This is a genomic window from [Erwinia] mediterraneensis (assembly GCF_900604315.1).
In the GTDB taxonomy this organism is placed as follows: domain Bacteria; phylum Pseudomonadota; class Gammaproteobacteria; order Enterobacterales; family Enterobacteriaceae; genus Pantoea; species Pantoea mediterraneensis_A.
The window spans coordinates 530,020-555,196 of sequence record NZ_LR026978.1 but is presented as its reverse complement, the minus strand read 5'-3'; the positions used below and the strand labels follow the sequence as shown (position 1 = coordinate 555,196).

17 protein-coding genes and 2 rRNA genes are annotated in these 25,177 nt (G+C 55.5%); 5 read left to right on the top strand and 14 right to left on the bottom strand.

Translation table 11 applies throughout. The features are described from left to right. Positions 1–35 precede the first annotated feature (35 nt). The 4 genes from E0E17_RS02580 (at position 36) to E0E17_RS02565 (ending at position 6,149) form a co-directional block, all read left to right on the top strand. Positions 36–2,937: ribosomal RNA gene (locus E0E17_RS02580) — 23S ribosomal RNA — on the top strand. A 92-nt stretch (positions 2,938–3,029) separates the two neighbouring features. After that, a 5S ribosomal RNA gene (rrf, locus tag E0E17_RS02575) occupies positions 3,030–3,145 on the top strand. Between the two features lie 410 nt (positions 3,146–3,555). Continuing rightward, a complete protein-coding gene (locus E0E17_RS02570) occupies positions 3,556–4,863 on the top strand; it encodes an MFS family transporter (protein ID WP_130831243.1) in 1,308 nt (435 codons plus the stop codon). 110 nt (positions 4,864–4,973) lie between these two features. Further along, positions 4,974–6,149: an IS4 family transposase gene (locus E0E17_RS02565; protein WP_130831241.1), complete on the top strand. Its 1,176-nt coding sequence runs from the start codon at positions 4,974–4,976 to the stop codon at positions 6,147–6,149. 40 nt (positions 6,150–6,189) lie between these two features. Here E0E17_RS02565 and pssA read toward each other — a convergent pair whose 3' ends face one another. The 4 genes from pssA to trxC form a co-directional block, all read right to left on the bottom strand. Beyond that, entirely contained in the window at positions 6,190–7,545 is a 1,356-nt protein-coding gene (gene pssA, locus E0E17_RS02560) for a CDP-diacylglycerol--serine O-phosphatidyltransferase (RefSeq protein ID WP_130831238.1), read from the bottom strand. 117 nt (positions 7,546–7,662) lie between these two features. Continuing rightward, positions 7,663–10,320: a bifunctional acetate--CoA ligase family protein/GNAT family N-acetyltransferase gene (locus E0E17_RS02555; RefSeq protein ID WP_130831236.1), complete on the bottom strand. Its 2,658-nt coding sequence runs from the start codon at positions 10,318–10,320 to the stop codon at positions 7,663–7,665. Positions 10,321–10,353: 33 nt separating this feature from the next. Further along, positions 10,354–11,055 (bottom strand): tRNA-uridine aminocarboxypropyltransferase, encoded by a 702-nt coding sequence (locus E0E17_RS02550; RefSeq protein ID WP_130831234.1) that lies wholly within the window; start codon positions 11,053–11,055, stop codon positions 10,354–10,356. A gap of 84 nt (positions 11,056–11,139) precedes the next feature. Then, on the bottom strand, positions 11,140–11,559 hold the full coding sequence (trxC, locus tag E0E17_RS02545; protein WP_130831232.1) for a thioredoxin TrxC: 420 nt from the start codon (positions 11,557–11,559) through the stop codon (positions 11,140–11,142). A 158-nt stretch (positions 11,560–11,717) separates the two neighbouring features. On the opposite strand from trxC, the gene E0E17_RS02540 reads away from it, so the two are divergent. Beyond that, entirely contained in the window at positions 11,718–12,743 is a 1,026-nt protein-coding gene (locus E0E17_RS02540) for a tRNA/rRNA methyltransferase (protein WP_130831230.1), read from the top strand. A 78-nt stretch (positions 12,744–12,821) separates the two neighbouring features. Here the strand turns inward: E0E17_RS02540 and emrB are convergent, their stop codons facing one another. From emrB to nrdI, 10 genes are all read right to left on the bottom strand, one after another. Next, positions 12,822–14,360, bottom strand: a complete 1,539-nt coding sequence (emrB, locus tag E0E17_RS02535) for a multidrug efflux MFS transporter permease subunit EmrB (RefSeq protein WP_130831228.1) — start codon at positions 14,358–14,360, stop codon at positions 12,822–12,824. Positions 14,361–14,377: 17 nt separating this feature from the next. Next, positions 14,378–15,550 (bottom strand): multidrug efflux MFS transporter periplasmic adaptor subunit EmrA, encoded by a 1,173-nt coding sequence (emrA, locus tag E0E17_RS02530; RefSeq protein ID WP_130831225.1) that lies wholly within the window; start codon positions 15,548–15,550, stop codon positions 14,378–14,380. Between the two features lie 145 nt (positions 15,551–15,695). Beyond that, positions 15,696–16,229 carry a transcriptional repressor MprA gene (mprA, locus tag E0E17_RS02525; RefSeq protein ID WP_130831223.1) on the bottom strand — a complete coding sequence of 178 codons (534 nt, stop codon included), beginning with the start codon at positions 16,227–16,229 and terminating at the stop codon, positions 15,696–15,698. Between the two features lie 313 nt (positions 16,230–16,542). Continuing rightward, complete coding sequence (locus E0E17_RS02520; RefSeq protein WP_130831221.1) at positions 16,543–17,721, bottom strand: MFS transporter; 1,179 nt, start codon at positions 17,719–17,721, stop codon at positions 16,543–16,545. Between the two features lie 172 nt (positions 17,722–17,893). Then, complete coding sequence (gene proX / locus E0E17_RS02515; RefSeq protein ID WP_130831219.1) at positions 17,894–18,886, bottom strand: glycine betaine/L-proline ABC transporter substrate-binding protein ProX; 993 nt, start codon at positions 18,884–18,886, stop codon at positions 17,894–17,896. A 59-nt stretch (positions 18,887–18,945) separates the two neighbouring features. Continuing rightward, on the bottom strand, positions 18,946–20,088 hold the full coding sequence (gene proW, locus E0E17_RS02510; RefSeq protein ID WP_130831217.1) for a glycine betaine/L-proline ABC transporter permease ProW: 1,143 nt from the start codon (positions 20,086–20,088) through the stop codon (positions 18,946–18,948). Then, the gene (gene proV, locus E0E17_RS02505; RefSeq protein ID WP_130831215.1) at positions 20,081–21,280 is read right to left on the bottom strand and encodes a glycine betaine/L-proline ABC transporter ATP-binding protein ProV; all 1,200 of its coding nucleotides are present in this window, start codon (positions 21,278–21,280) and stop codon (positions 20,081–20,083) included. The genes proW and proV overlap by 8 nt, the downstream gene beginning before the upstream one ends. A 394-nt stretch (positions 21,281–21,674) precedes the next feature. Continuing rightward, the gene (gene nrdF, locus E0E17_RS02500; protein WP_130835441.1) at positions 21,675–22,634 is read right to left on the bottom strand and encodes a class 1b ribonucleoside-diphosphate reductase subunit beta; all 960 of its coding nucleotides are present in this window, start codon (positions 22,632–22,634) and stop codon (positions 21,675–21,677) included. Between the two features lie 19 nt (positions 22,635–22,653). After that, positions 22,654–24,792, bottom strand: coding sequence for a class 1b ribonucleoside-diphosphate reductase subunit alpha (nrdE, locus tag E0E17_RS02495; protein ID WP_130831213.1), 2,139 nt, complete (start codon positions 24,790–24,792; stop codon positions 22,654–22,656). Then, positions 24,771–25,175: a class Ib ribonucleoside-diphosphate reductase assembly flavoprotein NrdI gene (gene nrdI, locus E0E17_RS02490; RefSeq protein WP_130831211.1), complete on the bottom strand. Its 405-nt coding sequence runs from the start codon at positions 25,173–25,175 to the stop codon at positions 24,771–24,773. The genes nrdE and nrdI overlap by 22 nt, the downstream gene beginning before the upstream one ends. Between the last annotated feature and the right edge of the window lie 2 nt (positions 25,176–25,177).

The following is a 25,177-nucleotide window of genomic DNA, read 5'->3' as shown; positions in this document are numbered from 1 at the left end:
ACGGGTCGCGACAGCGAAACGTCTGTGGGTTGTGAGGTTAAGCGAACAAGCGTACACGGTGGATGCCCTGGCAGTCAGAGGCGATGAAGGACGTGCTAATCTGCGAAAAGCGCCGGCGAGGTGATATGAACCTTTGACCCGGCGATGTCCGAATGGGGAAACCCGGTGCACTCAGTGCATCATCGCAACATGAATACATAGTGTTGCGAGGCGAACCGGGGGAACTGAAACATCTAAGTACCCCGAGGAAAAGAAATCAACCGAGATTCCCCCAGTAGCGGCGAGCGAACGGGGAGCAGCCCAGAGCCTGAATCAGCATGTGTGTCAGTGGAAGCGTCTGGAAAGGCGCACGGTACAGGGTGACAGTCCCGTACACGAAGGCACAGATGCTGTGAGCTCGATGAGTAGGGCGGGACACGTGATATCCTGTCTGAAGATGGGGGGACCATCCTCCAAGGCTAAATACTCCTGACTGACCGATAGTGAACCAGTACCGTGAGGGAAAGGCGAAAAGAACCCCGGCGAGGGGAGTGAAACAGAACCTGAAACCGTGTACGTACAAGCAGTGGGAGCCTCTTTATGGGGTGACTGCGTACCTTTTGTATAATGGGTCAGCGACTTATATTCTGTAGCAAGGTTAACCGTATAGGGGAGCCGCAGGGAAACCGAGTCTTAACCGGGCGTTAAGTTGCAGGGTATAGACCCGAAACCCGGTGATCTAGCCATGGGCAGGTTGAAGGTTGGGTAACACTAACTGGAGGACCGAACCGACTAATGTTGAAAAATTAGCGGATGACCTGTGGCTGGGGGTGAAAGGCCAATCAAACCGGGAGATAGCTGGTTCTCCCCGAAAGCTATTTAGGTAGCGCCTCGTGAATTCATCTCCGGGGGTAGAGCACTGTTTCGGCTAGGGGGCCATCCCGGCTTACCAACCCGATGCAAACTGCGAATACCGGAGAATGTTATCACGGGAGACACACGGCGGGTGCTAACGTCCGTCGTGAAGAGGGAAACAACCCAGACCGCCAGCTAAGGTCCCAAAGTCATGGTTAAGTGGGAAACGATGTGGGAAGGCCCAGACAGCCAGGATGTTGGCTTAGAAGCAGCCATCATTTAAAGAAAGCGTAATAGCTCACTGGTCGAGTCGGCCTGCGCGGAAGATGTAACGGGGCTAAACCATGCACCGAAGCTGCGGCAGTGACACTGTGTGTTGCTGGGTAGGGGAGCGTTCTGTAAGCCGCTGAAGGTGTGCTGTGAGGCATGCTGGAGGTATCAGAAGTGCGAATGCTGACATAAGTAACGATAAAGCGGGTGAAAAGCCCGCTCGCCGGAAGACCAAGGGTTCCTGTCCAACGTTAATCGGGGCAGGGTGAGTCGACCCCTAAGGCGAGGCCGAAAGGCGTAGTCGATGGGAAACAGGTTAATATTCCTGTACTTGGTGTTACTGCGAAGGGGGGACGGAGAAGGTCAGGTTAGCCGGGCGACGGTTGTCCCGGTTTAAGCGTGTAGGCTGGTTTTCCAGGCAAATCCGGAAAATCAAGGCTGAGGCGTGATGACGAGGCACTACGGTGCTGAAGTAACTGATACCCTGCTTCCAGGAAAAGCCTCTAAGCTCCAGGTAACACGAAATCGTACCCCAAACCGACACAGGTGGTCAGGTAGAGAATACCAAGGCGCTTGAGAGAACCCGGGTGAAGGAACTAGGCAAAATGGTGCCGTAACTTCGGGAGAAGGCACGCTGGCATGTAGGTGAGGGGACTTGCTCCCGGAGCCGAAGCCAGTCGAAGATACCAGCTGGCTGCAACTGTTTATTAAAAACACAGCACTGTGCAAACACGAAAGTGGACGTATACGGTGTGACGCCTGCCCGGTGCCGGAAGGTTAATTGATGGGGTCAGCCGCAAGGCGAAGCTCCTGATCGAAGCCCCGGTAAACGGCGGCCGTAACTATAACGGTCCTAAGGTAGCGAAATTCCTTGTCGGGTAAGTTCCGACCTGCACGAATGGCGTAATGATGGCCAGGCTGTCTCCACCCGGGACTCAGTGAAATTGAACTCGCTGTGAAGATGCAGTGTACCCGCGGCAAGACGGAAAGACCCCGTGAACCTTTAATACAGCTTGACACTGAACATTGAGCCTTGCTGTGCAGGATAGGTGGGAGGCTTTGAAGCGCGGACGCCAGTCTGCGTGGAGCCATCCTTGAAATACCACCCTTTAATGTTTGATGTTCTAACCTGGCGCCGGGATCCGGCGCGGGGACAGTGTCTGGTGGGTAGTTTGACTGGGGCGGTCTCCTCCCAAAGCGTAACGGAGGAGCACGAAGGTGGGCTAATCACGGTCGGACATCGTGAGGTTAGGGCAAAGGCATAAGCCCGCTTGACTGCGAGCGTGACGGCGCGAGCAGGTGCGAAAGCAGGTCTTAGTGATCCGGTGGTTCTGTATGGAAGGGCCATCGCTCAACGGATAAAAGGTACTCCGGGGATAACAGGCTGATACCGCCCAAGAGTTCATATCGACGGCGGGGTTTGGCACCTCGATGTCGGCTCATCACATCCTGGGGCTGAAGTAGGTCCCAAGGGTATGGCTGTTCGCCATTTAAAGTGGTACGCGAGCTGGGTTTAGAACGTCGTGAGACAGTTCGGTCCCTATCTGCCGTGGGCGCTGGAGAACTGAGGGGGGCTGCTCCTAGTACGAGAGGACCGGAGTGGACGCACCGCTGGTGTCCGGGTTGTCACGCCAGTGGCATTGCCCGGTAGCTAAGTGCGGAAGAGATAAGTGCTGAAAGCATCTAAGCACGAAACTTGCCCCGAGATGAGTTCTCCCTGACCCTTTAAGGGTCCTGAAGGGACGTTGAAGACGACGACGTTGATAGGCCGGATGTGTAAGTGCAGCGATGCATTGAGCTGACCGGTACTAATGACCCGTGAGGCTTAACCTTACAACGCCAGAGGCGTTTTATGAGAGACGCGATTTTCAGTTTGTTACCCGGATACGTTGTGCGGCCTGCGGGCGGCGCGACAACAGAATTTGCCTGGCGGCCAGAGCGCGGTGGTCCCACCTGAACCCATGCCGAACTCAGAAGTGAAACGCCGTAGCGCCGATGGTAGTGTGGGGTCTCCCCATGCGAGAGTAGGGAACTGCCAGGCATCCATACACGACAGAGCCCCGTACGCGAGTACGGGGCTTTTTCGTCTGCACACAGGACGGCTTACTGCCTGCAGCTTCACCCGCCCCGCAGCACGATCTTTCTGAATAACTTCATAATTCTCGCCTGTATTATAAGCTATAGTATTATTCCGTCTGTATGGATGTTTCCTTCATACCTGCAGCTTTAAATGCTCTCCTGTTTACCACATCCTCTGACTATCCCGCTACACGGCAGGATTTCCTCGCATTTCCTTCCCTGGCCTTCCTTACTCCTGACGTCTTCTTCTGGCAAAACTCGCTCTGGCTCACATTTTATAACCCTGGCATTAACACCTGTTTCGAAAAATCGACGTAAATGATTAACTAACTATTTAATATTTCTTAATGACGAGAATAAACGAGGGCAAACATGTCAGATACACTCGATTCAGGCAACGGAACAGCCCTGACAACAGGTTCCGCCAGTAAAAAGCGCATTTGGGCCATTGTGGGTGCGTCTTCCGGCAACCTGGTTGAATGGTTTGATTTTTACGTTTACTCCTTCTTTTCCCTCTATTTCGCCCATATCTTTTTCCCGGCTGGCGACAGCACCACCCAACTGTTACAGACGGCGGGCGTATTTGCCGCAGGTTTTCTGATGCGCCCGGTCGGGGGCTGGTTATTTGGTTATATCGCGGACAAACATGGCCGTAAGACCTCGATGCTGATCTCCGTCTGCATGATGTGCTTCGGCTCGCTGGTGATTGCCTGTCTGCCTGGTTATGCTTCGATTGGCATCGCCGCGCCTACAATCTTACTGTTGGCTCGTATGTTCCAGGGTTTATCGGTAGGAGGAGAATATGGCACCAGCGCGACCTACATGAGCGAAGTGGCACTGGAAGGGCGTAAAGGTTTTTATGCCTCTTTTCAGTATGTCACCCTGATCGGCGGGCAGCTGCTGGCGGTACTGACCGTGGTCCTCCTGCAGCAAATACTGAGCGATGAGGCATTACATAGCTGGGGCTGGCGTATTCCGTTTTTCCTCGGCGCGATACTGGCGATTGTCGCGCTCTGGCTGCGTCGTTCGCTGAATGAAACCGCGGATAAAAGCAGTCGCGAACACCGCAATGCCGGGAGCCTGTCTGGCCTGCTGCGCAATCATCCGCGCGCTTTCCTGATGGTGCTGGGTTTTACCGCGGGCGGATCGCTCAGCTTTTATACCTTCACCACCTACATGCAGAAATATCTGGTCAACAGCGCCGGTATGGATGCGAAAACGGCCAGCGGTCTGATGACCGGCGCTCTGTTTATCTTTATGCTGATGCAGCCTTTAATCGGTGCGCTCTCCGATAAAATCGGGCGTCGCGGCTCGATGCTGATTTTTGGTGCTGGCGCGGCTCTTTGTACGGTGCCGATCCTGACGCTGCTGCAAAACGTTAACAGCCTGTGGCTGACCTTCCCCCTGATCCTTCTGGCACTGCTGATCACCAGTTTCTACACCGCCATCAGCGGCATTCTTAAGGCAGAGATGTTTCCTCCTGAAGTTCGCGCACTGGGTGTCGGGCTTTCCTATGCGGTGGCCAATGCCATCTTTGGCGGGTCGGCAGAATATGTTGCGCTGCTGATGAAGAAGCAGGGGATAGAAACCAGCTTTTTCTGGTACGTGTCGGCTATGGGGGCGCTGGCATTTCTGGTTGCGCTGAAGCTGCATAAGAAAGGCAAAGGCATACAGCTTTAACCGGGGCGATAAAAAAGCCCCTGACGGGCTGAGGGTTCCCCATAAATAAAGACAGGCATAGAAGGTTATGATCTACTTAGTGTTCCACCAAAAAGTAAGGTCACACCTCTATGCCTGTTTCACAAGTTTGCCATAAATTTTTTAGCCAGTCCCTGAACTCCATTCATCAGTACCGTAAAAACGCTCTGCTTGATATGACCGTGGCTCTGACGCGTGGTGCTTCGCTTTCTCTTACCAGCATCGGCAGATACCTGCCAGGCCCCGCACGTGTTAAGCACAAGATTAAGCGTGTTGACCGGCACCTCAACAGCGACCTGATGTTCAGTGATATTCCCTGTGTCTACCAGCAGCTTGTATCCCGCCTCACACACAGCCTTTCAGTTTGTGTCATTGCTGTGGACTGGAGTGGTTATCCTTCATCAGAGCTCAGTGTTTTGCGGGCAAGCTTATTGTGTGATGGCAGAGCTGTCCCTCTGATGAGTAAAGTCATTTCCTCCCGCTACCAGAACAACTCTGCCGTACAAAATGCCTTTCTCGATCAGATGGCTGTCGCCATCGGCAAAGATAAGCAGGTCATTATCGTGACCGATGCAGGCTTTCGCAGCAGCTGGTTTCACCACATCCGCTCTCTGGGCTGGGATTTTGTCGGACGAGTCAGGGGCAGCCTCTATTTTCAGGTCATCGGGGATGAAGAGTGGCAGATGGCGCGGGATATTGTGTCATCAACAACGGCACGCTACCCGGGATTCGGGCGTCTGGCACGTAACGCCAGTCGTGACTGTCCGGGACATTTCTACACCGTGCATAAGCGGGCGACGGGCAGGAAAAGCAGCCAGCATTACTCCAAAACAGACAGGATGTACCGTAAAAACGCGCGTGAACCGTGGCTGCTTTTTACCAGCCTGATGGAATATAAGCCACGCGAGACAGTTAAACTTTATAGTCGCCGTATGCAGATAGAACAGAACTTCAGGGATGAAAAAAGCGAGCGCTATGGGTTGGGACTGCGGGCAAGTAAAAGCCGGGGAGAAAAACGAATATCCGTGCTTTGCCTGGTTGCAGCTCTCTACAGCATCATCCTGTGGCTGACGGGATATTACCTTGAAAGTAAGGGAATAAATCGATGGTTCCAGGCGAACAGTGAGAAATCACGCAGGGTGCTGTCGTATCTGACATTGAGTGAAAATGTCATCCGGCAGTCGCCGGAGCTCCTGTCGGGAATGAACCCCGACAGGGTGTATGCCGATATGGCCAGAGCCTACAGAAACATCATCATGGTGTACTGATAATGTTTCTGGGGATCCCTCAGCCCGGCAGGGGCTTTTTTCAGAGAATACGGCTGATAAGGCGATCAATGCGGATGCGACGTAAGCGCCGGATCAGCTTACGCACCTTCGCCGGATAATCCGCTATGCTCTCCAGGTCGCGGAAATGCTTTACCACGGTGGTATGGGTACGAATCAGAGCCAACTCTTTCTCGCGCTGCTCAGCGAGCTGCTGTAACGGATCGTGGATCAGCACCGCATTTTCCAGGTCGAGCCGCCAGGCGCGTGGATTGAGATTATTACCGGTAATCAGCATCCATTCATCATCTACCCAGATTCCTTTCAGATGGTAGCTGTTGTCACCATCCTTCCATAAACGCACCACCAGCTGCCCGTTATTGATGTAATACTGCAGACGGCTCAGAAAACGACGCAGGTTAATCTCATATAAGTAAGGCAGCGCCGCGATAATCTTAAAAGGCTGATCGGGTGGAATATAGAAATCGTTCGCTGTTTTATCACCCACGATAATCTCAACCTCTTTTCCCTGGCGCAGCAAATAGATGAGATTACGCACCAGAATGGCAGGCAGGTTAAAATAGGGCGTACAGAGTGTCAGTTTCTGTTCTGCACAGGGCATCAGATGGAAGATGGTTTTGTTCAGCAGGCTGCGCTTACCTAATCCCACCAGCGGCGTTACCGTCAGCTCTTCGTTATGACCATCACCGGCGAACTGGTAGTTAAAACCACGCAGATCCTGACGGAACTGACGTGTCTCATTTTTGATTTCAGGACTGGAGGGGCGCTCTGCACGATCGAGACGGTTCACCGCTTCAGCCTGTTGCAGATTGACGTGAATCCACTCATACATGGCATTGGTCAGTCTGGCGTTACGAATCAGATGATAGCGATCGTAGCGATATTTATCGTGCTGATGCAGATAGACGTCATTGATGCTGGCACCGCTGTACAGCAGGGTATCATCAATAATAAATCCTTTCAGATGGAGAACGCCCAGGGCTTCACGGGTATTAACCGGAATACCATACACCGGAATAACGATATCCGCATGCTGCGTCGCCATCTCACAATACCAGTCCGCGTTGGTTACGCTCCGGGCGGCGCCAATGCGACCGCGCTGCGCACGATGCCAGTCCACCAGAATGCTGACATCCAGTTGCGGACGTGCCCGTTTCGCAGCATAAAGCGCCTCCATAACGCTGCGCCCGCCGTCATCGTTCTCGAGATAGAGCGCCACCACGCAGATGCGTTTTTCCGCACTGGCAATCTTTTCAAGCAGGGTCTGACGGAATTCAGCCGGTGAATAAAGCGTCGATATATCTGCCACCGATTGTGACAGTTTAGGCAGCTGCGCGAGGTGTTGTTGGTGTTTATTACGTTTAAATTTAGACAACATCACAGTGCGCTTCTTCTCTGTTCATTGCATGGCCTTCTGCCATCAAATCATGGTCCTAACGTTAAATAGTAACATTAACCGACTATGTCAGGGCGAATTTTCATTTACTTTACAAGGTTAGTTGATGTCACGGCGAAGAGGTAAATTCAGACTGACAATACCTTCATCCAGTTGAATATCAACATTAAAATTCAGCTTACGCGCTAAGGTTATCATACCGCGGTTATGGGGCATGGTAATGCCGTTCAGCTGTTGCAGCCCGTGCTCGCGCGTATAGTGGATCATTTTTTCCAGCAGACGACGGCCAAGACCGATACCTTTCAGATCCGATCGTACCAGCACAGAAAACTCCGCATCGGTATTATCTGCATCGGAGATAGCGCGCGTTACGCCAATGATCTCCGGTTCGCCCGCGCAGTCACGTACCGCCACGATGGCCATCTCACGGTCATAATCGATTTGCGTCATATTCGCCAGATCCTCATGGGTAAACTCATTGATCTCACTGAAATAGCGATAGTAGAGATCCTCTTTCGTCACCCGGGCGATGAAAGCACGCAGCAAAGGTTCATCTTCCGGCAGAATAGGGCGGAACAGGCAGTGCTGCCCATCCTTTAACTGCACCTGCTGTTCAAGCTGATGCGGATAGGGACGGATCGCCAGCCGCGCTTCGTTATCGCCATGAAAGGGGGCGAGGTTCATGGTGACATCCAGCAAGGTAAAATCGCTGCCTGCTGCCAGCAGAGGATGAATATCGAGCCGCTGGATCTCCGGGCAGTCGACAATCAGGTTGGACACCTGCACCAGCAGCTGACTCAGCGCGGGAATATCGAGCGGAAAAAGGGTATTGCGGTTGCGGATCTTGCCGCTCTTGATGGCCTGAATCACCAGGTAACGCGCCAGCGTCATATTCAGCGGCGGTAAGGCGACGGCGGCCTGCTGCTCGGGTTGCCAGTCAACGCCGCCTTCTCCCAGCATAATCACCGGACCGAACAGCGGATCCTGCTCCACCACCACGCGTAACTCCTGAGCTCCGGCACGGTTGGCCATGCTTTGAACCAGCAAGCCGCGGATACGTGCCTGAGGTAGCGTAGCTTTCACGCGGTCGATAATCGCCTCAGCGGCCTGCTGAACTTCCGCTGGCGTACGCAGGTAGAGCATCACGCCCTGCACATCAGACTTATGTTCGATATCGGGGGAGCGCAGCTTCAGCGCCACCGGATAGCCGATCTGCCCGGCAATATGCACCGCTTCAACGCTGTCGTTTGCAATCCAGGTGGGCAGGGTCGCCAGCCCGTACGCCTGCAGAACTGGCTGCACCTGATGGGTATCAAGCGTGGTAACGCCATCCGCCAGCGCCTGTTGCAGCAGCTGGTGGGCCTGGGCGCTGTCCTGCGTCAGATTGACCGGCAGGGCGGGCGTTTCCCGCAGCTGTTTCTGGTTACGCCGGTATTCCACCTGATGCATAAAGGCGGTTACTGTCCCCTCCGGCGTGCGCCAGGTCGGGATGCCCGCCTGGGTAAAGGCGCGTCGTGCCGCCAGTGATGAGTATTCACCACACCAGTTGGTTAACAGCGTAACCTGGCGCGCACGCGGATGTTGCGCGATCGCCTGAATCAGCTGTTCAGCGGTTTCGGTTGCGGGAGCCACGGCGCTGGGAGCGTGAATAATCATCAGGGCATCAAGCTCATGACTGTCAAGCAGCGCCTCCACGCAGGCGACATAGCGTTGCGGGGTTGCGTCATCTTTCAGATCGATGGGGTTGCCGTTGCCCACCCCGCCGGGCAGCAAGGTCGTCAGGCGCGCCAGCGTCTTGTCACTGAGCCGGGCCAGCTTACCGTTGCGCGCATAGAGCGCATCCAGCGCCAGCGCAGCGGGGGCGGCCCCGTTGCTGACAATCATCAGCCGTTCGCCGCGCAGCGGGCGCATATGGCTGAGGGATTCAACGGCGGAAAAGAGTTCGTGAGTATCCTGCACGCGCAGCAGACCCGCGCGCTGGATGGCGGCATCCCAGGCGGCATCCAGTCCATTATCGGTACCCAGCAGCGCCTGCGCCTGACGGCTACGGCCGCTCTTGATCAGCAGAATCGGTTTATTACGTGATGCGCTACGCGAGGCGGAAACAAAACGGCGGGCATCGCTGAGATGCTCCAGATAGAGCAGAATGGCGCTGGTTTTACCATCACGGGCAAGGAAATCGAGCAGATCGTCCACATCAATATCCAGGCTGTCACCCAGCGCGATAAACCAGGAGAAGCCGAGGTTGCGCTGCTGCGCCCAGTCAAGGATGGTGTTGGACACCGCCGCCGACTGGGAGATAAACGCCAGCCGGCCTTTCTCAATCGGCACCGGGGAAAAGCTGGCATTCAGACCTTGCCAGGGCGCGAGCAGGCCCAGGCTGTTAGGTCCCAGCAAGCGAATCTGCCAGCGGCTGGCGCAGGTGCGCAGCGCTTCCCGCTGGCTGGCTGGCGCAGAGAGCACAATACAGGCTTTGCACCCTTTCTCCCCCAGCTGTTGCAGCAGTTCAAGGTTACGATCGGCATGGGTACAGATCACCGCCAGATCGGGGGCGAATGGCAAGCTGTCAATGGTCGGCCAGGCCAGTACGCCGCTGACCGCCTGATATTTCGGCGTGACAGGCAGCACCGGGCCGCTGAAGCCGCCTGCCAGCAGGTTGCGCATCATTAAATAACCGGCGCGTCCCGGTTTTACCGAGGCGCCAATCACTGCAATGGATTTAGGGCGTAACAGCGCTTCCAGTCCGCGTTGGCTCATTTCCTGCTCCGTAACAGTAAGGTCAGGATGAGTTTAACCGTTTTCGGGATCCGTTGTCGTGAGATGCGCCGGATGATGGGGTTTACCCGCCAGATAACGCTGACGGAACAGCATAAAGTGCGCGTAAAGCGCATCGGAGGCCGCCAGGTCGCCAGCCTGCGCCAGCAGCGCCGCCGCCACTTCCGCCGTGCAGTGCTGGCCTTCGCCGTGTGCTTCGCGCAGGGTATAGCGCGAAGGCGTAGTGACATTAACCGACATCACCGGCAGCGCGTCGAGCCAGGGGCTTTTACGGAACATTTTGCGCGCTTCCGTCCAGGTGCCATCCAGCATAATAAACAGTGGCGGTTTGCCCGTGGACGGCGGAGCGCTCAGTACCGGACGATCGGCGTCGGCGTAAGAAGCCGGGAAGACCACCAGCGGCTGATAATCTGAAGTCTGCACCGCCTGCAACAACGCAGGGTCTGGCTCGGTGCGCGACCAACCGAACGCTTGGGTATCAGGCAGAATATCGGCGATCAGCCGACCAGTATTGCTCGGCTTCATCGGTTCGGTATCAAACATCACCAGACAAAAGCGGCTACGCGCCGGTTGCGGCTGAACAGTGGCGCACAGGCACAGTTTTTGCGGCAGCAGACAGCCCTGACAGCGGAGAACACGGTTTCCCCTGGCGAGAAAGGGGCGGGTGGCACGGGCGAGACGTTGCGCGCGCAGGCGCAGGACGGCGTTATCAGACATAGCACTCGGTACGCGAAAAAACGCCAGTGTAATCGAATCGGGAAGGAAAGGTAATATGGCCAGCGCGGGGCTGGCCATCAGTACTCAGAGAGATTCATCCAGCCATTCGGTAAACGGCGCTTTCGGCATCGCGCCGTTCAGCATGTCCGCCAGTTCACCTTTTTTGAACAACATAATGGTAGGAATACTGCGGATACGGAAACGGGCACTCAGGGCGGGTTCCGCTTCGGTATTCACTTTAATAAAACGCAGCTGGCCTTTACGCTCCTGCGCCACTTCTTTGAAGACCGGCGCAAAGTTAACGCAGGGTCCGCACCAGGGAGCCCAGAAATCGACCACTACCGGCAGATCGTCCTGCAGGTATTTATCCAGCGTCTCCGTAGTGGCATTAACCACCTCACCATCAAACAGCTCGCTGCCACAGCGGCCACATTTCGCTCCGTCAGCAACACGCTCTTCAGGAATGCGGTTGGTTGCCTGACAGGAGGTACATACCGTATTCATATACACCTCTAAAATAAGACTGTGTTACACAGAGTAATATTGCCATTATGGAAGAGAGGTCGGGGAGGCTCAATCAGGATTACCCGATAGGTACAATAGTTGATAGCTAAGCGCCAGGACATAAGGTAATCTTCGCGCTCTCAATGCAGGAGGAACTGATGAACGACGAATTTAAAGGCAAAAGCGGCAAGGTAAAAGTGATGTATGTACGTGGCGAGGATGAGAACCGCTCGCGCGGACAAAATCCTCGTACCGGGAAGGGAGGCCGTCCAGCTGCGCGCCAGGAAGATAATCGTCGTTCTGGCCGCCGCAATGATGATTCTGCCCGTAAACCGCGCGGTGGTAATGACTCCCCGTGGCGCACCGTTTCCCGCGCACCCGCAGAAAGCGAAAACAAACCCGATCATGGCGGCATCAGCGGTAAAAGCGTGATCGATCCTGAACAGCTGCGTCGCCAGCGCATGGAAGAGACCCGCGTTTATGGCGAAAATGCCTGTCAGGCGCTGTTTCAGAGCCGTCCGGAAGCGATTGTGCGCGCCTGGTTTATACAGAGCGTCACGCCGCGTTTCCGTGATGCGCTGCGCTGGCTGGCGGCTAACCGCAAAGCCTACCATGTTGTGGATGATGCCGAGCTGACCAAAGCCTCAGGTACCGAACACCATGGCGGCGTCTGCTTCCTGATTAAAAAGCGCATGGGCATGGCGGTCAGCGAATGGCTGGCGCAGGCGGGCGTGAAAGATTGCGTTCTGGCGCTGGAAGATGTCAGCAACCCGCATAACCTGGGCGCCATTATGCGCAGCTGTGCCCACTTTGGCGCACGCGGCGTGCTGGTGGATGATGCCTCGCTGCTGGAGTCCGGCGCGGCGGTGCGTACTGCCGAAGGGGGCGCGGAGCACGTCCACGCCATCAGCGCCAGCAGCTTCGCTGACGGCCTGGCGGAATTCCGTAAAGCGGGTTATACCATCGTGACCACTTCCAGCCACAAGGGCACACCGCTGGCGCAGGCGACGCTGCCGGAAAAAGTGGTGCTGGTGCTGGGACAGGAGCGTGAGGGTCTTACCGACACCACCTTCCAGCAGGGGGATCTGAGTCTCTCTATCGGCGGCACCGGCAACGTGGAGAGTCTCAACGTCTCGGTGGCAACCGGTATTTTGCTGGCCGAATGGTGGCGTCAGAACGCATAAAAAAACGGGCCTGCGGGCCCGTTTTTCATTTCTGCGGTCAAACAGCGCGGCTGTTATGAATTTTCCCTTCCCGCAAACTCAGTGCGCGCCACCGCCACCGCCAGGTCCGGAACCGAAAGGCGGACGGGCGAACCAGATCATCACCAGCAGAAGCAGGAACACCCCGGCAGAAGCCCAGAAAATCTCATTGGCGGAGATAATCAGCCCCTGATTGGTGATCTGCTGGGCAATCCAGGCGGAAGCCTGCTGGTGCGTCATGCCCATACTTTCCAGCTGCTGATAGGTCTGCTGAGCGTTGAGATTGTAGGGCGTTATTGATTCCGTGAAATGGCTGTGATGCATCGACTCCCGGTTAAACCAGAGCGTGGTGGTGATGGAGGTACCGATAGAGCCAGCCAGGGTACGCACAAAGTTCGACAGGCTTGAGGCGGCCGCCAGCCGCTCCGGCGGCAAACCGGAAAGCGTAATGGTGGTCAGCGGCAGAAAGAAGCAGGCCACGGCAAAGCCCTGAATAAACTGCGGCCAGGCAGAGGCGCCGAAATCCATATCAGGTTCAAAGGTGTAAGCGCGCCAGTAGAAACAGATGGCGTACATAATGAAGCTGAATGTCACCAGCCGGCGCATGTCGATCTTATGGGCAAAGCGACCGATAATCGGCGACAGGATCACCGGAATAATGCCCACCGGTGCCGATGCCAGTCCCGCCCAGGTTGCCGTATAGCCATACACCACCTGCAACAACTGCGGCAGCAGGACGATAGAGCCGAAATAGAGCATATAGGCCAGGCTAATCGACAGGCAACCGATGGTGAAGTTACGCGATTTGAACAGGGAAAGATCGACCACCGGATGGTCATCGGTGAGTTCCCAGATCACCAGCACCGCCAGCGACACCACCGCCACCACCGTCAGCACGATAATTTCCGTCGAGTTAAACCAGTCCAGCTCTTTGCCGCGATCCAGCATCAGCTGCAACGCACCGATCCCCACCACCAGCAGTACCAGGCCGAGCATATCGATCGGCCGGATTTCCGTTTTGGTTTCGCGTCCGCGCAGGGTTTGCAGCGTTAACGCCACCACCAGCACGCCAATCGGCACGTTAATAAAGAAAATCCAGCCCCAGTGGTAGTTATCACTGATCCAGCCACCGAGAATCGGTCCGCAGATCGGGGCGACAATTACCGTCATCGCCCAGAGTGACAGGGCGACCCCCCGTTTGGCGGGCGGATAGTTGCTGAGCAGCAAACTCTGCGACAGCGGAATCAGGGGACCGGCAACCACCCCCTGAATGATGCGGAAAAAGATCAGGGTGGTCAGGTTTTCTGACATACCGCAGGCCCAGGAAGCGAGGGAGAAGAGGACGGTAGCCCAGGTAAACAACTTTACTTCGCCGATGCGCTTTGCCAGCCAGCCGGTAATGGGAATGGAGATGGCGTTCGCCACGCCAAAGGAGGTAATGACCCAGGTGCCCTGAGAGTTCGAGGCACCGAGGTTACCGGCAATGGTGGGAATGGCAACGTTAGCGATAGTGGAATCCAGTACCTGCATAAACGTCGCCATTGACAGGGCGATGGTCATCAGGACCAGCGGGACGCCCTCAAGCGGTTTTTGTGCCATGATAGCCTCCCGCCTTATCAGCCTGCGTTGGCACGCACAATATTGCTGATCATCTGGTTAACGGGGGTCAGATCGATAGCCAGCGCATCGCTTTCATAGGCGGCCTGTTGACGTACGGAAGTGGCCAGCACGCTGCCCTCTTTGTTGCTGGTATCTACAGTGACCAGAGTTGAAAGCCCTATACGCAGCGGGTGGCGGGCAATCTCCTGCGCATCCAGCGCTATACGCACCGGCAGACGCTGTACCACTTTAATCCAGTTGCCGGTCGCGTTTTGCGCAGGCAACAGCGAGAAGGCACTGCCGGTGCCCATATCCAGGCCAACCACTTTGCCGTGATAAACCACCTCGTCACCATACAGATCACTCACCACGGTCGCCGGCTGACCAATACGCACATCTGCCAGTTGGGTCTCTTTAAAGTTGGCATCGATCCACAGATCGTTCGCCGGCACCACCGCCAGCAATGGGGAGCTGGTATCGATATGCGCACCGACCTGCACGCTGCGACGCGATACATAACCGTCCATCGGGCTGCGGATATCGGTACGCTGCAGCGCCAGCCAGGCATCGCGCAGTTCAGCCGCGCTCTGCTTAACGGCGGGCTGGTTTTCCAGCGTGGTATTAAGAATCATCGCCTGATTGGCATTATATTGTTGCAGGGCAACGTCCAGCTGCGCTTTGGCCGTGGCGACGGCGTCACGGGCATGTTGCAGCTCTTCGCGACCAATCAGATTGCTGGCGCCCAGCGGCTCACGGCGTTTCAGGTCCGCTTCCGCCTGTTCCAGCGCGGTCTGGCGCAAATGAATATTCGCCTGATATTGCTTGCTGTTGATCATCAGCTGATGCGTCTGACGTACGCTGGTGGCCAGCGCCGTCTGCGCTTTTTCAAACGCCTGTTCCGCATCGGTTTTATCCAGCGAAACCAGCACATCCCCTTTTTTTACAAAGTCAGTGTTATCAAACCAGATCTTATTGACGCTGCCCGACACCTGCGCCATGACCTGTACCTGATTACCGGCGACGTAAGCGTCGTCAGTCTCCTGAAAGTGGCGCAGTACCAGAAACCAGTAAGCCAGCCAGGCAATCCCTGTCACAACAAACAACAAAGTGAGCACCAGCAGCGCAACTTTGCGCTTTCTCTTCTTGTTGGCTGGCTGTTGCGGGCTTCGCGCCTCCACAGTAGCACTCATGTTCTTCTCCAGGTTTTCATTTTCCGGGATACATCACACCGTTCACGTGGAAGCCCGGGTCGAAAAAAGCCAGCGTAAAAACGCTGGCCAGATCAAAAGGGGATTAAAATAACGGTTTCGCAGGGTGATTGTGTCGCAGTTCTTGCTATTGGCGCGAAAGAGAGGCGATGACCTGGTCTTCGTCCATTTTGTCGAGACGGTTAAGGAGCTTGCGCGTGATGCCTTCCAGCTGCGCTTTTTCATCATGAGAGAGTGAAGACCAGAGATACTGCAGGCTCTGATGCTGTGGCGGCAACACCTGGCGCAGAAACTCGTTGCCTTTTTCGGTCAGATGAAGGTGCAGGCAGCGGCGATCGTTATCGCTTTCACGACGTTCAATCCAGCCGCGTTTTTCCAGCTCATCCGCAATGCGCGTGGCATTAGTGCGGGAGGAGCCGAGGGCGGCACTCAGTTCTGACGGTTGAATGCTGTTGTTTTCCTGGGCATCCAGCGTGATCAGCGCCATAAACAAGGTTTCGTTAATTCCCTGCGCCTTGAGCATTTTGTTGCGATTATCCAGCAATTTGCTCTGCATATGCATGCAGAGACGCGTCAGAATAATCTCCTGCAGCGGAAAATCCTTATGGCGATTAGCCCGGACATTCAGCATCTGCTCAATGGGAGAAAACGAACTTTCCATCTAAAAAAACCTCACTATTTGCAACTGGGATAATAACCAAGGTGACATATTGAACGCAGAGACTCACCCGATGGGGCTGTCTGGACGATCACACTGTCATCATCAGGCGTCGAGGTCATTCCGTAACCCTGGGTATAAAACCCGCGCTCACTGCAGAATGTGTTCACACAGGGCGCTTCAAAATTCTCTCAAATTAAACATTTATTTAACTGAATTGTTTCAGGTGAAAATATAACTATAGTTAATAAATGCGCTGCTAACAATACCAGACTCAGTAATGTGTGAATAGTGCGCTGGCCCGGTTTACATTGTTTTACACTTTTTCCTGGCGGTAGCCGCGCCACCACACCAGCAGGCTCAACAGGGTTATAATGACGCCCGCTACGCAGACGCCATACCAGCCAGCAAAGTGATAAGCGCTGGCCGACACCAGCGAACCTGCCGCGCCGCCAATAAAGTAACTGGTCATATAGCCAGCAGTCAGACGATTGCGCGCTTCAGGCATGTGGCGATAAATCACGCTCTGGTTGGTGATGTGCACACCCTGTACCGCCAGATCGAGCAGGATAATCCCGGCAATCAGCGGGATGAGCCCATGTGCGCCGAGCGCGGTCAGGCCCCAGGAGAAGAGCATAATCAGCAGCCCGGCAGTGGTGGTCAGCTTCGCTTTACCTTTATCGGCCAGGGTACCTGCCTGACGGGCAGCCAGCGCCCCGGCCGCCCCGGCCAGACCCAGCAGGCCGATTTGCGCTTCGGAATAGTGATAAGGCTCAGCGGCCAGCAGAAAGGCCATGGAGGTCCAGAGAATGCTGAAGTTAGCAAATGACAAACAGCCAATCAGCGCCCGCGTACGCAGCACACGATTGGCCGCGTAGAGCCGGAAGATGGAGGACAGTAATTGCGGATACTTCAGCGCGACCGATTGCTGATAGCGGGGCAGGAAGCGCCACAGCGCCAGCGCCATAAAGACCATCAGTACGCTGGCGACCCAGTAGACGGTACGCCAGCCCCCCAGCTGCGCCAGGGCACCCGCCACGGTACGGGCCAGCAAAATGCCCAGCAGCAGGCCGCTCATCACCGTCCCCACCACTTTGCCGCGCTTCTCCGGGGCAGCGAGGGTGGCCGCCAGCGGCACCAGTATCTGCGCCACCACGGAAAACAGACCGGTCAGCACGGTACCCAGCAGCATCAGTGTCAGCGAGGTAGACAGCGCGGTGATCACCATACCGCCCGCTGCCAGCAGGCTCATTGAGACAATCAGCGCGCGTCGCTCCAGCATATCGCCCAGCGGCACCAGCAGCAGCAGGCCACAGGCGTAGCCGAGCTGAGCGGTGGTGACAATAAACCCCGCCTGACTGACCGAGAGCTGAAAGGTATGCGCAATGGTATCCAGTAAAGGCTGCACATAGTAATTGCTGGCGACCGCCAGACCTGTCGCCACTGACATCAGTGCAACAAGAGCAGGACTCAGACCCTGAGAGGTACGATTCATAAAAGCGCACAATTGCGGATAATCATAATCGGGTAATAATAACCCAAAAAACTATTTCGTTACTGCGTTAAGTAACAGGCCATACCAGTTAACCGTCATTTAACACCATGCGGCAAGTTCAGCAATAAAAAAGGGCGCTACGGGCGCCCCTTGTCGACAGAGAAGGAGAAAATTACTTCGCAGCGGCCAGCGCGTCGTTCACCCATTTATCAAACTGGGCCTGATGCGCCTTGATCCAGCCATCAACGTGACGGTCGATATCCGCTTCTGAAGCTTCGCCCGCATGCATACGCGCGTTCTGAGCGTTGATGTCGTTAATCGGCATCTTCATCTCAGCAAAGAGTTTCGCAGCTGCCGGATTTTTCTCTGCCCAGATTTTATTTGCCACGATGTGCATGGTGTTTACCGGGAAGCCGTAGTTGGCGCCGCCAGGCAGTTTGGTGTCGACATCTTTTTGCTTGCCCGGCAGGGAGGAGAAAGGCACCTGCAGCCAGACCACATCTTTGCCTGGCTTAAGCACGTCGCTGAGCCAGTAAGGGGTCCAGGTGTAGTAGAGGATCGGCTTGCCCTGTTTGTAACGGGCAATCGTATCGGCCACCATCGCTGCGTAGTTGCCCTGATTGTGCTCGACGGTATCGCTCAGGCCAAACGCCTTTATCTGATGATTGATGACCGCTTCGCAGCCCCAGCCCGGCGTACAGCCGGTGAGATCGGCTTTGCCATCATTGTTGGTATCGAACAGCTGCGCGATTTTGGCCTCTTTCAGCTGGGCGATATTGGTGATGTGATACTGATCGGCCGTTTTTTTATCGATCAGATACCCCTGGGCCGCGCCGGTCACAAATTCACCTTTGCGATAAAGTTTTGCGTCGCCACCGGCAGCCTGATATATATCTTCATGCAGCGGCACCCAGTTTACGGCAGTAAAGGTGGCATCACCTGCGGCGATAGTGGTGTAACCAACGTTATAATCGACTTCGCTCGGCTTCTCTACGGTGTAACCCAGCTTTTCCAGCGCGCGGCTGACCACCAGAGTCTGGAAGGTCTCTTCAGAAATGGTGCTCTGTATTGGTTTTACCGTGATGCCTTTACCAGGCAGGTCAGCGGCGGAAACTTGCGTGACGATAAGCGTCGTTAAGGCGGCAAAAAGGGCTGTCTTGCGCATAGTCGTTCCTTATTTTTACTGTTGCGGCGGGAGAGCGGGCGGCATGGCCGCCCGAAAAGTTACTTCTTGCTGAAAGGGCGGAACAGCAGGCCCAGCGGGCCAGTACTGTACCAGCGACGATTGCCACGGCTGCGGCTGTCGCGACCCACTGACTGGGTCAGGCGGTCAAGGATAATGGCGAGGATCACAATGCCGGCGCCGCCGACGGTAGCCAGTCCCATATCGAGACGGCCAATACCGCGCAGCACCATCTGGCCAAGGCCGCCAACCGCGATCATCGAGGCGATCACCACCATCGACAGCGCCAGCATCAGCGTCTGGTTCACGCCCGCCATAATGGTGGGCATCGCCAGCGGCAGCTGCACTTTGAACAGCATCTGACGCGAGCTGGCACCAAAAGATTCGCTGGCCTCGATCAGATCGGCAGGTACCTGCTTAATTCCCAGTATGGTGAGACGCACAATGGGCGGCAGGGCAAAGATAATGGTGACCACTACTCCAGGTACGTTGCCGATACCAAACAGCATGACGATCGGCACCAGGTAAACAAACGCTGGCGTGGTCTGCATGGCGTCCAGCAGCGGGCGGATCACCCGGGCGGCGCGTTCACTGCGCGCCAGCCAGATCCCCAGCGGCAAGCCAATAACGATGCAGAACAGCAGGGCGGTCAGCACCAGCGCCAGGGTGACCATCGCCTGTGACCAGGCGCCAATTGCGCCGATCAGCACCAGCGAAACCAGGGTCGCAACGCCCATGCCGAAGCTGGAGAGCTGCCAGGCGATCAGCGCGAACAGCAGAATCGCCACCGGCGCAGGCATCCCCAGCAGCAGGTGCTGGAAGGCGCTGAGAATATAATCTACCGGTACGCGTATTCCCTGGAACAGCGGACGGAAGTGGGTGACTACCCAGTCGATCCCCTGGGTGACCCACTGATCAAGAGGGATCAGCGTTTTGTGGAACGGGTCCAGCAGATCAAAATGCTCTGCCTGCGGGGCGGGCGCGCTGTTGAGCCAGTCGCTGCTGCTGGCGGCGGCATCCTGGCCTGAAGAGGCACCTGTGCTGCCCCAGGCATCGGCGCTGCTGCTGTCGGTCGTGCCCGCGCCCGACCAGGGATCGCTGCTGGTACTGGTTGTCGGCTCTGTGGCGGTGGAGGGCGCTGGCGTGGAAGCCGCATCCCATGGATTCGTGGTTTCTTTACTCATTGCTGCCCCCCTCGCGGTCTAAAGCGCGTAATAACATGCTCTTTGAAATGATACCAATGTACTGATTCTCTTCGCCGACGACTGGCACTGCACAGGGCGCTTGCGCCACATGAGACAGAAGGTCGTTAAGAGAGGTATCCGCTGTGACGGCGGCAGGGGCGGCGAGCAGTGCGCTGTCGAGCCCTTCGCCGGCGGCCAGCGCCGCGTTGAGCGAATCGTTAGAGACCACGCCAACAAACTTCTGTTTTTCCAGTACGTAGCCGAATTCGCGATCTTCATCCTGCAGCAGCTTGATGGCTGAGCGGGGACCGAAGCCGGGCGCTTTACGGATTAGCGCGCCAGCGCTGCGTCGGGCAATATCTTTCGCGCTGAAAACGTGACTGATATCCACACCGCGAAAGAAGGTACGCACATAGTCATTCGCAGGATGATTTAAGATTTCATCCGGGGTGCCGACCTGAACCACTTCGCCGCCCTGCATAATGGCAATACGGTCGCCAATACGCATCGCTTCATCGAGATCGTGGGAAATAAAAACAATGGTGCGCTGATGTTTTGCCTGGAGTTTTACCAGCTCATCCTGCATTTCGGTGCGAATAAGGGGATCGAGAGCAGAAAAGGCTTCGTCCATCAGCAGAATATCGGGATTAATCGCCAGGGCGCGTGCCAGTCCGACACGCTGACGCATGCCGCCAGAAAGTTCATCCGGATAAGCGTGCGCGTAATTTTCCAGACCAACCTGACGCAGGGCATCCAGCGCTTTTTCCTGACGCTCCTGTAACGGTACGCCAGCTAATTCCATGCCAAACGCTGTATTATTTAATACCGTCATATGCGGCATCAGCGCAAATGACTGGAATACCATGCTAATCTTATTTCGCCGCACTTCACGCAGCTGGCTTTCGGATATTTTCGCAATATCCACGCCATCGATAATAACCTGGCCGCGCGTCGGCTCTATCAGACGATTGAGAAGGCGAACCATGGTCGATTTTCCTGAGCCGGATAATCCCATGATGACGAAGATCTCGCCTTCTTCAATGGCCAGACTGGCATCTTTCACCCCGACCGAGAGGCCGGTTTTCTTGAGTATTGCCTCTTTGCTGTCGCCGCGCTCAATATATTTAAATGCGCGGTCCGGATTGTCCCCAAATATCTTATATAAATTCTTTACTTCGAGTTTAATTGCCATGCAGTAATTAAATCCTGGTTAAAAAAGAGAATGACTTTATATTTATTTGTCGCTCCGGTTAGAATTAAGCGGCCTATACCGTAACACACTGAGATTATCTGACAACCCTTGACACCCCTATTTGCCGGGTGTGCCCTGCGGTGCAGGGCGAAAATTTCCAGTAATCACAAGGGATGCGCGGGAATAAATTTTCCTGTTGCGGTGGGCAGAATTTTGCCGCTTTCCCGCCGGATGCGGGAAAAATCAGCTGGAATAAGTCCGATTTCAGGGTGAAAAAAACGCCTGTAGCGGCAAATAAGTCTGAAAATGCGACAGCGAGAGGGCGGGAAACAGGCGGAAGAAAGGAGAGCGGATAATAAAAATAGCGGACCTGAACAGATCCGCGTTAAGTAAATTAAAAATCCCAGTCTTCGTCCTGGGTTTCTACCGCTTTTCCCATCACATAGGATGAGCCGGAACCGGAGAAAAAGTCGTGGTTCTCATCCGCATTGGGTGACAGGGCGGCGAGAATGGCCGGGTTAACTGCCGTCAGCTCCGCCGGGAACAGCGCTTCATAACCGAGGTTCATCAGCGCCTTGTTGGCGTTATAGTGCAGGAAGGTTTTTACCTCTTCCGCCCAGCCTACTTCACCATACAGCGCTTCCGTGTAAGCCACTTCATTGTCATACAGCGCCAGCAGCAGATCGTAAGCGAACTGCTGCAGTGATTCACGCCGCGCGGCATCCACCTTTTGCAGGGCTTTCTGATACTTGTAACCGATATAGTAGCCGTGGACCGCTTCATCACGAATAATCAGGCGGATCAGATCTGCCGTATTGGTGAGTTTGCCGCGGCTTGACCAGTACATTGGCAGCCAGAAGCCGGAATAGAACAGGAAAGACTCCAGGAACACGCTGGCGATCTTTTTCTTCAGCGGGTCGCCGTCGTGATAGTGGGTCAGAATCAGATGCGCTTTATGCTGCAGCGCCGCGTTCTCTTCGCTCCAGCGGTAAGCCGCATCCACGTCGCTGCTGTTACAGAGCGTTGAGAAGATAGAACTGTAAGAACGGGCATGCACTGCCTCCATAAAGCTGATGTTCGACAACACCGCCTCTTCATGTGGCGTTTGCGCATCACTCATCAGACCCGGTGCGCCCACCACGTTTTGTATGGTATCGAGCAGCGTTAAGCCGGTAAATACGCGGATCGTCAGTTGCTGCTGCTGGCTGTCCAGCGTCTGCCACGCGGGCAGATCGTTAGAAAGCGGCACCTTTTCCGGCAGCCAGAAATTGGTGGTCAGGCGGTTCCACACTTCCAGATCTTTTTCATCCTGAATGCGGTTCCAGTTAATCGCTTGAATCTGTTTTAACGGCATCATTCTTTTCACCTGGTGGTCAGAGGGCGCAGGAAACGCAGCCCTGCACTTCAGTTCCCTGCAACGCCATCTGGCGCAGGCGGATGTAATAGAGGGTTTTGATCCCTTTCTTCCAGGCGTAAATTTGCGCTTTATTGATGTCACGGGTCGTGACGTCATCACGGAAGAACAGGGTCAGCGACAATCCCTGATCGACGTGCTGTGTCGCTTCGGCATAGGTATCGATAATCGCTTCCGGGCCAATCTGATACGCATCCTGATACAGCTCAAGGTTGTCGTTGGTCATAAAGGGGGCGGGGTAGTAAACGCGTCCGGTTTTGCCCTCTTTTCGGATCTCAATACGCGACACGATCGGATGGATGCTGGAGGTCGCATGGTTGATATAAGAGATGGATCCGGTCGGCGGAATCGCCTGCAGGTTCTGATTATACAGCCCGTGCGCCATCACATCAGTGCGCAGCTGACGCCACGCCGCCTGGTCGGGCAGAGTAATGCCCGCTTCGGCAAACAACTGCGCCACCCGCGCGGTACGCGGTTGCCAGATGCGATCAATGTACTTCGTGAAATAGTCGCCGCTGGCGTACTGTGACTGTGCAAAGCCGTCAAAGCGCTGCTGGCGCTCCTGCGCAATCAGGTTTGAGGTGCGCAGCGCATGATAAGTGACGCAATAAAAATAGAGATTCGTGAAATCGAGCGCTTCGGGCGAGCCATAGGGAATTCCTTCGCGCGCCAGATAGCCGTGCAGGTTCATCTGGCCGAGACCAATGGCGTGGGAGCGGCGATTGCCTTCAGCCACCGACGGCACTGAGTCGATCTGACTCATATCAGAAACCGCAGTCAGGGCGCGCACCGCCACCTCTACCGTTTGCGCCAGATTCCGCGAGTCCATCGCATGGGCGATGTTCAGGGAACCAAGATTACAGGAGATATCTTTGCCCACATGGCGATAGCTGAGATCGGCATGATAGGCGCTGGCGCTGTTCACCTGCAGGATCTCAGAGCAGAGGTTGCTCATATTAATACGCCCCGTAATCGGGTTACTGCGGTTAACGCTGTCCTCATACATGATGTAGGGATAACCCGATTCAAACTGGATCTCCGCCAGCGTCTGGAAGAAATCACGCGGCTGAATAAAGGTCTTACGGATGCGATCGTCAGCCAGCATCTCTTCATATTTTTCACTGATGCTGATATCAGCAAACGCCTGACCGTAAATGCGTTCCACGTCGTAAGGCGAAAAGAGCGCCATCGGCCGGTTCTCTTTCGCCAGCTGGAAAGTGATGTCCGGGATCACCACGCCGAGCGAGAGAGTTTTAATGCGAATCTTCTCGTCCGCATTTTCCCGTTTGGTATCCAGGAAGCGCAGAATATCGGGATGGTGCGCATGCAGCCAGACCGCGCCCGCGCCCTGACGCGCGCCAAGTTGATTGGCGTAGGAAAAGGCATCTTCCAGCATCTTCATCACCGGTATCACGCCGGAAGACTGGTTTTCGATACGCTTGATCGGCGCGCCCGCTTCACGCAGGTTAGAGAGCAGAAAAGCCACGCCGCCGCCGCGTTTAGAGAGCTGCAGAGCGGAGTTCACGGCGCGTCCAATCGACTCCATATTGTCTTCAATACGCAGCAGGAAGCAGGAGACCAGCTCGCCGCGCTGCTGCTTGCCGCAGTTAAGGAAGGTGGGGGTCGCCGGCTGGAAACGACCGCTGAGGATCTCCTGCAGCAGGGCGCGCGCCAGCGCCTGGTCGCCCTGCGCCAGCGTTAGCGCCACCATGCAGGCGCGCTGTTCAAAACTCTCCAGATAACGCTTACCGTCAAAGGTTTTCAGCGTATAGCTGGTGTAAAATTTCCATGCGCCGAGAAAAGTCTGGAAGCGAAAACCGAAAGCTTCCGCTTCATCGTGCAGAGCGCACAGAAACGGGAAAGGGTATTGATTCAGCACCTGTGCTTCGTAATAGCCGTCGGCCACCAGCGTGCGCAGACGCTCGGCCGTTGACGCGAACACCACGCTGTTGGGCTGGACGTGCTGCAGGAAAAACTGGCGCGTCGCTTCATGATCTTTTTCAAACTGGATGCGCCCGCTGGCGTCATACAGATTCAGCATGGCGTTCAGGGCATGGTAGTCGAGCGTCGCGCTGTTCAGGGTGTCTGTTGTTGCCAAAATTGGGTTACTCCCGCTTTTACGTTAGCGATATCGTCCGCGGTTCCCATCAGTTCAAAGCGGTAGAGATAAGGAACCTGACATTTTTGCGCAATAATCTCGCCGGCGAGGCAAAAGCCCGCGCCAAAGTTACGGTTACCGGCGGCAATCACGCCGCGAATACCGCGTCTGTTGTTTTCATCATTCAGGAACTGGATCACCTGTCGGGGCACCGCTCCCTGCGGTCCGCCGCCACCATAACTGGGTGTCACCAGGATATAGGGCTGCGTCACCTGCAGGCGCTGCGCGCTATCCAGCGGGATACGCTGCGCAGGCAGACCCAGACGGGTAATAAACCGGTGGGTGTTTTCCGACTGGCTGGAGAAATAGACCAGCGGAAACATCG